This is a genomic window from Dermacoccus sp. GAS27A, assembly GCF_044909235.1.
In the GTDB taxonomy this organism is placed as follows: domain Bacteria; phylum Actinomycetota; class Actinomycetes; order Actinomycetales; family Dermatophilaceae; genus Dermacoccus; species Dermacoccus nishinomiyaensis.
The window spans coordinates 323015-331693 of the sequence record NZ_JBIYDW010000003.1; the positions used below are offsets into that span (position 1 = coordinate 323015).

The 8679-nt window shown below is 67.3% G+C and carries 5 protein-coding genes and 2 rRNA genes; 3 read left to right on the plus strand and 4 right to left on the minus strand.

What is annotated here, in order from left to right; all coding sequences use genetic code 11:
- The first annotated feature begins 50 nt into the window (after window positions 1-50).
- The 3 genes from ABH936_RS05125 to ABH936_RS05135 are packed head-to-tail and all read left to right on the plus strand — an operon-like array spanning window position 51 to window position 2793.
- Window positions 51-1058: a MetQ/NlpA family ABC transporter substrate-binding protein gene (locus ABH936_RS05125; protein ID WP_288756479.1), complete on the plus strand. Its 1008-nt coding sequence runs from the start codon at window positions 51-53 to the stop codon at window positions 1056-1058.
- Window positions 1055-2128: a methionine ABC transporter ATP-binding protein gene (locus tag ABH936_RS05130; RefSeq protein ID WP_288756478.1), complete on the plus strand. Its 1074-nt coding sequence runs from the start codon at window positions 1055-1057 to the stop codon at window positions 2126-2128. The genes ABH936_RS05125 and ABH936_RS05130 overlap by 4 nt, the downstream gene beginning before the upstream one ends.
- On the plus strand, window positions 2125-2793 hold the full coding sequence (locus tag ABH936_RS05135) for a methionine ABC transporter permease (RefSeq protein ID WP_006944079.1): 669 nt from the start codon (window positions 2125-2127) through the stop codon (window positions 2791-2793). Before ABH936_RS05130 ends, ABH936_RS05135 begins: the two co-directional genes overlap by 4 nt.
- A 119-nt stretch (window positions 2794-2912) precedes the next feature.
- Here the strand turns inward: ABH936_RS05135 and ABH936_RS05140 are convergent, their stop codons facing one another.
- From ABH936_RS05140 to ABH936_RS05155, 4 genes are all read right to left on the minus strand, one after another.
- Window positions 2913-4604 carry an alpha/beta fold hydrolase gene (locus ABH936_RS05140; RefSeq protein ID WP_144694885.1) on the minus strand — a complete coding sequence of 564 codons (1692 nt, stop codon included), beginning with the start codon at window positions 4602-4604 and terminating at the stop codon, window positions 2913-2915.
- Window positions 4605-4752: 148 nt separating this feature from the next.
- A complete protein-coding gene (gene lysX, locus ABH936_RS05145) occupies window positions 4753-8160 on the minus strand; it encodes a bifunctional lysylphosphatidylglycerol synthetase/lysine--tRNA ligase LysX (RefSeq protein ID WP_404602763.1) in 3408 nt (1135 codons plus the stop codon).
- Window positions 8161-8381: 221 nt separating this feature from the next.
- Window positions 8382-8499 (minus strand): 5S ribosomal RNA (gene rrf / locus ABH936_RS05150).
- A 90-nt stretch (window positions 8500-8589) separates the two neighbouring features.
- Window positions 8590-8679 (minus strand): 23S ribosomal RNA (locus ABH936_RS05155); the annotation flags it as partial.

Consider the following 8679-nt stretch of genomic DNA (forward strand, 5'->3'; position numbering starts at 1 on the left):
CCGCGCCAGCTCCGCGCATTCGCATCCTTGCCGCCTCACCAGGAGAGATCATGACCGACAAGCACACCCCCGCCGACGAGACCTCGACGCCCGCCTCCTCCACGCATGACGCCACGAGCGCCGAGAACGGCGCGAGCGCCCTGCCCCCGAAACCGAAGAACAACACCGGCAAGTACGTCGCGATCGGCGCAGGCGTCCTCGTCGTCGCGCTGGCCGCCGGCATCGGGGCCAAGGTGCTCGGCGGGAGCAGTGACGACAAGCTGACCCACCTCAAGGTGGGCACGACGGAGGCGTCGGACCCGTACTGGAACCAGCTCGTCAAGGTGGGCAAGGACAAGTACGGTCTCGACCTCGAACCGGTCAACTTCTCGGACTACACCCAGGCCAACCCCGCGCTCTCCGAGGGCCAGGTCGACCTCAACCAGTTCCAGCACCTGCAGTTCCTCGCCGACTACAACACGAAGGCGAAGCAGAACCTCACGCCCATCGGCGCGACCTACATCGTTCCCCTGGCGCTGTACTCGAAGAAGCACACGAGCGTCGGCCAGTTCCCCCAGGGCGGCAAGATCGCCATCCCCAACGATCCGACGAACCAGGCACGCGCCTTGCTGCTGCTGCAGAGCGCCGGACTGCTGAAGCTCAAGGGTGGTGGCACCTCGCTGTCGACCCCGGCCGACATCGACGCCGGCGCCTCGAAGGTCACCGTCACAGCGGTCAACGCCGAGCAGACCGCCGCTGCGCTGCCGTCCGTCGACGGCGCGATCGTCAACAACAACTTCGCCGCGGATGCGAAGCTCGACCCGAGCAAGGCCCTGTTCAAGGACGACCCGCATGCGGCCTCGTCGAAGCCGTACATCAACGTCGTCGTCGCGCGCGCCGCGGACAAGGACAACGCCGACTACGCCAAGTTCGTCAAGGCCTACCACGACCCAAGCGTCGAGAAGCTCATCGAGGAGCGCACGAAGGGCACGAGCGTCCTCGTGAACAACTCCGCCTCCGACGTGCAGGGCATCCTCGCGAAGCTCGAGGCCCAGATCAAGGCGAAGGGATCGAAGTGACGGGCCCCTCCCCCACACTGACGAAGGCCGCCGCGCCGGCGAGTGACACCCCGCCCGCCGTCGCCTTCCACGATGTCGGCAAGACGTTCACCCGCGGCAAGAGCCAGGTGACGGCTCTCGACGGCATCACGACGCAGGTGGAGCGCGGACGCATCGTCGCCGTCATCGGTTTCTCCGGCGCCGGCAAGAGCACCCTCGTCCGTCTCATCAACGGCCTGGAGACGCCGACGCGCGGCCACGTGGAGATCGACGGCGTCGACCTCGCGTCGCTGTCCGCGAAGCAGGTGCGCGAGCTGCGCGGTCGCATCGGCATGGTGTTCCAGCAGTTCAACCTCATCCGCTCGCGCACGGTGTACGCCAACGTCGCCTACCCCCTCGAGGTCGCCGACTGGGACAAGGCGCGCCAGGAGGCGCGCATCACCGAGCTGCTCAGCTTCGTCGGGCTCACCGAGAAGGCGTGGGCCTACCCCGACGAGCTCTCCGGCGGGCAGAAGCAGCGCGTCGGCATCGCCCGTGCGCTCGCGACGAACCCGGAGATCCTGCTCGCCGACGAATCGACGTCCGCGCTCGACCCCGACACGACGAAGGACGTCCTCGCGCTGCTGCGCCGCGTCAACGACGAGCTCGGCGTGACGATCGTCGTCATCACCCACGAGATGGACGTCGTGCGCGAACTCGCCGACGACGTCGTCGTCCTCGAGGCCGGGCGGATCGTCGAGTCCGGGCGCACCGTCGACGTCCTCGGCGCGCCGCAGGCGGACGCGACGCGCCGCCTCGTCGACGCCACCCTGCGGAACGTGCCCGACGCACGCGAGAGCGCCCGGCTGCGCGCTGCCCACGACGGGCGCCTCGCGACGCTGACGGTTCACGACCCGCGCGAGTTCGGCCGTGTCCTGGCCCGCATGTCCGCACACGGCGTCGAACCGGAGATCGTGCACGGCGGCCTCACACCGCTCAAGGACGACACCCTGACGACGTTGACGCTCGCCCTGCGCGGCGACGACGCCGCCGTCACCACCGTGCTCGACGAACTGCGTCTCGCCGCCGACGTCGAGGAGGTCGCCGCATGATGCCCGCAACCGATTGGGAGGCGCTGCGCCCCACGATCGTCACCGCGGTGGGCGAGACGCTGCTCATGGTCGGCGCGACGATCATCATGGGCGGCCTGCTCGGCCTCGCCCTCGGCGTGCTGCTCAACACCACACGACGCGGCGGCATCCTCGAGAACCGAGTTCTGCACACGGTGCTCAACGTTCTCGTCAACATCATCCGACCGATCCCGTTCATCATCTTCGCCGCCGCTCTCGGGCCGTTGACGCTCGCCGTCACGGGCTCGACGATCGGTGCGAAGTCGATGATCTTCCCGCTGACGATCGCCTCGACCTTCGGCATCAGCCGCATCGTCGAGCAGAACCTCGTGAGCGTCGACCCCGGCGTCATCGAGGCGGCGCAGGCGATGGGGGCGAGTCCGTGGCGCATCATCCGCACCGTGCTCATCCCCGAGGCGCTGGCGCCGCTGATCCTCGGCTACACGTTCGCGCTCGTCGCGGTCATCGACATGACGGCCGTCGTCGGCGCCATGGGCGGCGGCGGCATCGGTGACTTCGCCCTGTCCTACGGTTACCGCCGCTACGACTGGGCCGTGACGTGGGCCGCCGTCGTCGTCATCATCGTCTTCGTTCAGATCGCCCAGTTCATCGGCAACGCTCTGGCCCGCAAGGCGCTGCGTCACTGAGACACCCTCCGCGCCGCTCGGCGCGAGCATGACGAAGGGCCGCGAGAATCCGAAGAGGATGATCGCGGCCCTTCGCCGTCAGGACGCGTCAGACCAGCGTCCGTCAGACCAACCGTACGTCAGCGAGCGCCGACGGTGGCGACCTTCTGCAGGCTCGAGCGCAGGTCGGCCTGCATGCCCTCACGCTGCTGGACGTGGTGGTGCTTCTTCTTCGTGCTGGACGCGCTGTCCGTCACCTCGTTGGCGGGGCCGGGCTCCGGCTGGGGCACGGGGTCGCACTCGACGTCGGCGTGGCCCGGTCCACCCGTCCGCGCGGGCATCGCGCCGGTGAGGAGGTAGGCGGAGATCTTGTCGTCCGTGCAGGCGATGCCATTGAGCGAACCGGAGTGCGTCGTTCCACCGACGCCCTCGATGAGAGCGCTCTTCGGGAAGCGCTTGCGCACCTCGAGCGCGCCCGGGAACGGCGTCGCACCGTCGTGGGTCTCGGCGATGAGCAGCACCGGCCCGACCTTCGAACCGTCGATCTTCATGGCCTGCGCGTTCGTCGCCTTGACCGGCCAGCTCGTGCACGGGAGGTTGAACATGGCGTTCGCCCACGTCTCGAAGGGCGCCTTCTTGTCGACCTTCGAGTTGTCCGAGAGCCACTTGCTCCACACGTTCGACCACTTGACGTCGGTGCACTGCGTGCCGAGGTAGACCGCGTAGCTGTTGTCCGAGCCCGGCCCGGAGCCGTTGGCGTCGTCGTACAGCGCGGTCGTCGGGCCGAAGTCACCCTTCTGCAGCGCAGCGGCCAGGGCGGCGCCGTCGTCCTCCCAGCCGAAGACGTAGTAACCGGCGTTGAGGTAGGCGTCGGTCCACTCGTCAGGCCCGATCTTGCCGTTTGCGGGCTTCTTCGCGAGCTTGTCGCGCATCGAATACCACTGCTTCTTGATGGCCTTGCCGCTCGTGCCGAGGTGGTACGTCGCGTCGTTGCCCGCGACCCAGTCGAAAAAGACGTCCATGTTCTTGTCGAACGCGATGTCCTGGTTGAGGTTCGCGTCGTACCAGACGTCGCGCGGGTCGACGACACCGTCCATGACCATGCGACGCGTCTGCTTCGGGAACATCGTGGCGTAGACCTGGCCGAGGTACGTGCCGTAGCTGAAGCCGTAGAAGTTGATCTGCTTCTCACCGAGCGCCTTGCGGATCGAGTCCATGTCGCGCACGTTGTCGATCGTCTTCATGTGCGGCATGAGCTTCGCACCGGCAGCCTTGGAGCACGACGCGGAGTAGGCGGCCGACTTCTTCAGCCAGGCCTGCGACGTGCCGGCCTTCGTCACCCGGTAGTCAGGGCGGTTGTAGCCGAAGTAGTTGCCGTCGCAGGCCAGGGTCGGGACGCTGGAGCCCACGCCGCGCGGGTCGAAGCCGATCCAGTCGTACGGGTCGCCGCCCTTGTTGGGCACGGCGCCGCCGAGGCGCGACAGCGTCAGACCGGAGCCGCCCGGGCCACCTGGGTTGACGAGCATGATGCCCTGCTTCTTGGCGTCGCTCGTCTTGTGCTTGATGCGGGAGACGGCGATCTTGATCTTCTCGCCCTTGGGCTTGGCGTAGTCGAGGGGCACCTCGACGAAGCCGCACTGGGCGCCGGCCTTGCTCAGGCGCGCGTTCGCGCAGGTACCCCAGGTGACCGGCGGCGGGGTGTAGGACGAGGAGGCGTCCGCAGTGGGCGTCGCGCCCTGAGCGGGAACGGAACTCGCCGCCGTGACGGGGGCCGACAGCCCGACGCCCAGCAGGCTGAACGCAGCGCCCACGGCGCCGATGGTCTTCTTCATGCGTACTCCCTGGATGGCCTGGTGAACCGCGCGTCCACGAGCGTGTGGCGCCGTGTTCGATCATGCCCCTTGGAATGCGCTGTGTGTCTCCCCTGTGTAACCTTTGTGTAAAGTTCGTCACACTGGGCATGTCGCTCGACAAGTGTGATCAACCCTGAGGGCGCACGAACGGAAACGCGAGCGTCGCACGGATCGGCGCACCGAGCATCATCATGATGGAGCGGTCGACGCCGATGCCGAGCCCACCCGTCGGCGGCATCGCATACTCGAGAGAGCTGAGGAACGCCTCGTCGAGCGACATCGCCTCGACGTCACCGGCCGCGGCCTTGAGGGACTGCTCCATCAGGCGCTTTCGCTGTTCGATCGGGTCGACGAGCTCCGAGTAGGCGGTGCCGATCTCGGCGCCGAACGCGACGAGGTCCCAGCGCTCCGACAGCCTGGGGTCGCCGCGATGCGCGCGGGCGAGCGGTGACGTCTCGACGGGAAAGTCGATGTAGAACGTCGGGAACATGGTCTGGCCCTCGACGAGTTCGTCGTACAGCTCGACGACGAGTTCACCCGCACTCTTCTCGCGCGGCGCGTCGACGCCGTGCGCCGCGCAGACCGCAGCCACCTCGTCCCGCGACGACGCCGACGTCAGCGTCACCCCGCAGGCCCTGGAGACCGCTTCGTGCACCGGGATCGTCGGCCACTGTCCCGACAGGTCGACACGCTCGATCGTGCCGTCGGGGCGGGGGCGTTCGGCGAACTCCCCACCGTTGACGGCCCGCGCGACCGCGAGGAGCACCTCGCGCGTCAGGTCGCGCATCGTCAGGTAGTCGCCGTAGGCGTCGTAGGCCTCGATCGAGGTGAACTCGGGGTTGTGGGTCGCGTCTGCGCCCTCGTTGCGGAAGTTGCGGTTCAGCTCGAACACCTTCTGCATGCCGCCGATGGCGAGCCGCTTGAGGTACAGCTCGGGAGCGATGCGCATGAACAGCTCCATGCCGTAAGCATTGATGTGAGTCTTGAACGGGCGCGCGGACGCCCCACCGTGCACCGCCTGCAGCATCGGCGTCTCCACCTCGGTATACCCGAGTGCGTCGAACGCGTCACGGAACGTCCGCACACCGCGTGATCGGCGCAGCAGCATGCCCATCGAATCACGGTTGACGATGAGATCGAGCGAGCGGTTGCGGATGCGCGCGTCCGGGTCGCGGAACGGTGAGTGCAGGTCGGGGATCGGGCTCAGGCACTTCGCCGCCATCTGCCAGTCGCTGACGTGCACGGACAGCTCTGCGTGCTTCGACGTGACGATCTCGCCCGTCACCGAGACGATGTCCCCGAGGTCGATCCAGTGTCGCCAGTGCTCGTACTTCTCGGCCGGGGTGACGTCGCGCGTCGCCATCGCTTGGAGGCGGGCGCCGTCCTCGTCGAGCACGACGAAGCTGACGCCACCGAAGTCACGCAGGGCCCGCACCCGCCCCGTGACGGAGACGCGCTCGCCCGTGCGGTGATCGGCGGGAAGCCGGCCGTGCGCCGTGACGACGTCCTCGATGCGCGCGGTGCGCGGCACTGAAACGGGGTAGCCCTCGACGCCGCCGGCCTCCATGCGGGCGAGCTTCTCGCGGCGCACGCGCTGCTGTTCGCTGCGGCGCGGCTCGGGCATCCGCGGGGTGAGTGCGTCCGCCTCGAGGGCCTGGACTCGCTCGACGAAGACGGCTTCGGGGCGCGGCGGCTGATGGTCGGCCGGCTTGGGCCCGACGAGCAATCGCGGCCCGATGAGGGGGACGAAACCCTCGGCCACACCCATCGCGAAACCGGCACGCGGGACGGTGAGCTCGGCGTCGTAGCAGAGGAAGCGCGGCACCCATTCGGGGTGGTACTTGTCGTTCGAGCGGTAGAGCGTCTCCAGTTGCCAGAACTTCGACGCGATCGAGAGCGCCTTGTCCGTGACGCGGGTGATGGGGCCGGCGCCCACCTCGTCCGCATCGGCGAAGACGTTGCGGAAGACTGCGAAGTTCAACGAGATGCGCCGGATGCCCAGTGCGGGTGCCGCTTCGGCGAGGTGCGTGACCATGAACTCGTTGAGGCCGTTCTCGGCCTGACGGTCGCGGCGCATCAGGTCGAGCGACAGCCCGCGCGAGCCCCACGGGACGAAGGACAGGAACCCCCGCACGGCGCCACGGGCGTCGTGGGCGGTGATGACGACGCAGCGCCCGTCCGCGCGGTCACCAAGCCGGTTGAGGGCCATCGAGAATCCGCGCTCGGTCTCGTTGCCGCGCCACTCGTCGGCGAGCCGCGAGAGTTCGGCCAGTTCGTCGTCGCCCAGTTCGTCGTGGCGGCGTACCTGGGTCGTGTAGCCGCAGCGTTCGACGCGGGTGACGGCCTGGCGGACGGGACGCATCGAGCGCCCGCGCAAGGAGAAGGTGTCGGTGTCGATGATGGCCTCGTCACCGAGCGACCACGCCTTGAGCCCCGCCTCGATGTAGGCGCGCGCTCCCCTCGTGCTGGCGGAGAGGACGGCGGGGTACAGCCCGTGCTCGCGGCACTGGCCGAGCCACACGGCGATGGCGTCGTCCCAGGACTCAGCTCGCCCGATGGGGTCGGCGGACACGACGCTGACGCTCCCCTCGTTGCGGAACGTGACGGCGGCGCGGCCGTCAGGGGCGAAGACGACGGCCTTGTCCCGACGCGTGGCGAAATACCCCAGGGAGTCGTCCTCGCCGTGCTCGAGCAGGAGACGGCGGATGCGCAGTTCCTCGTCGGCGTCGATGAGCCCGGAGCCGCGGCCCGAACGCCAGAGGACGAGCAGCGAGAAGATGAGGACGAGGGTCGACACCGTGCTCGCGACGACGAAGGTCCATTCGTACCCGTGGTGCCCTCCGAAACCCGGGCTGGCCGGCGGTGTCCTGACGCCGAACGTGCTGCGGACCGACCAGACGAACTTTTGCCCGAGGGTGTCGAGATCACGCGGGAACGACAGGGTGAGCAAGAACGCGACGACGAACGACAGGAACAGACCTCCGATGAGGCTGATGAGTGCCGCCGTCTTCGAGCCGGAACTGAACCGCGCTCGGAACGCGGGGCGCGCGAGGAGCACGACGACGAACGACGTGACACTCAGAGCCAGGATGGCCGCGCACACACCCGGCGACGTCTGGAACTGCGCCCAGTCGCGATAGACGCCACGCACGTGGAGACGGTTGATCATCTGGGTGACCTGGTGCGCGAACAAGAGACGCGCGAGCGAGTCCAGCACCGAAAGCCCCATGACGACCGCGAGGACGGTGTGCGCCGGACGGAAACGACGGCGGATACCGCCTGCGAGGACGAGAGCCATGCAGGCGGCGAACAGGGACGGCTCACTCGGGATGTTGACCCAGCCAAGGACGTCCATGACGACGCGCAGGATCACGCTGCGGTGGAAGAACACTCCGGCGAGAGAGACGAACGCCGCCAGCACGAGCAGCCGGCCGGCCCAGATCGCGACCTTGTCCCGCCACCCATGATCCCGCCAACGATTGCACGCCTCGACCGACGACGTGAGGCGCTCGTTCTTGTTCCCCGTCTCCACCACGGCACGACACTAGCCCCGGGACGTGAGGAAACACTGGAGATCCCCCGATGTTCCAATGAATCCCTGATGTGGCCGTGGAGTGCGCCCGGGCGACGATTCACGGTGGACGCCATGGTTTGTGGCCACGGCTTTGTGGTGGACGTAGAAATGCGTGATGGTCTTGAACTACTCAACCCCAGTCTTTCGGGGGAGCTGTTCAAGACCATCACGTCTTGGAAGAAGTCCGGCGGTGTCCTACTCTCCCACACCCTACCGAGTGCAGTACCATCGGCGCTGAAGGGCTTAGCTTCCGGGTTCGGAATGTGACCGGGCGTTTCCCACTTCGCTATAACCACCGTAACACTATGAAACATATCAAACCCATCATGGTGGGTGTGTTGTTTCAGAATTACACAGGGACGCGAGCACTAGCACAACAATATTCAGTGTGATAATAAGTTATCGGTTCATTAGTACCGGTCAGCTACAACCATTACTGGTCTTCCACATCCGGCCTATCAACCCCATCGTCTCTAGGGA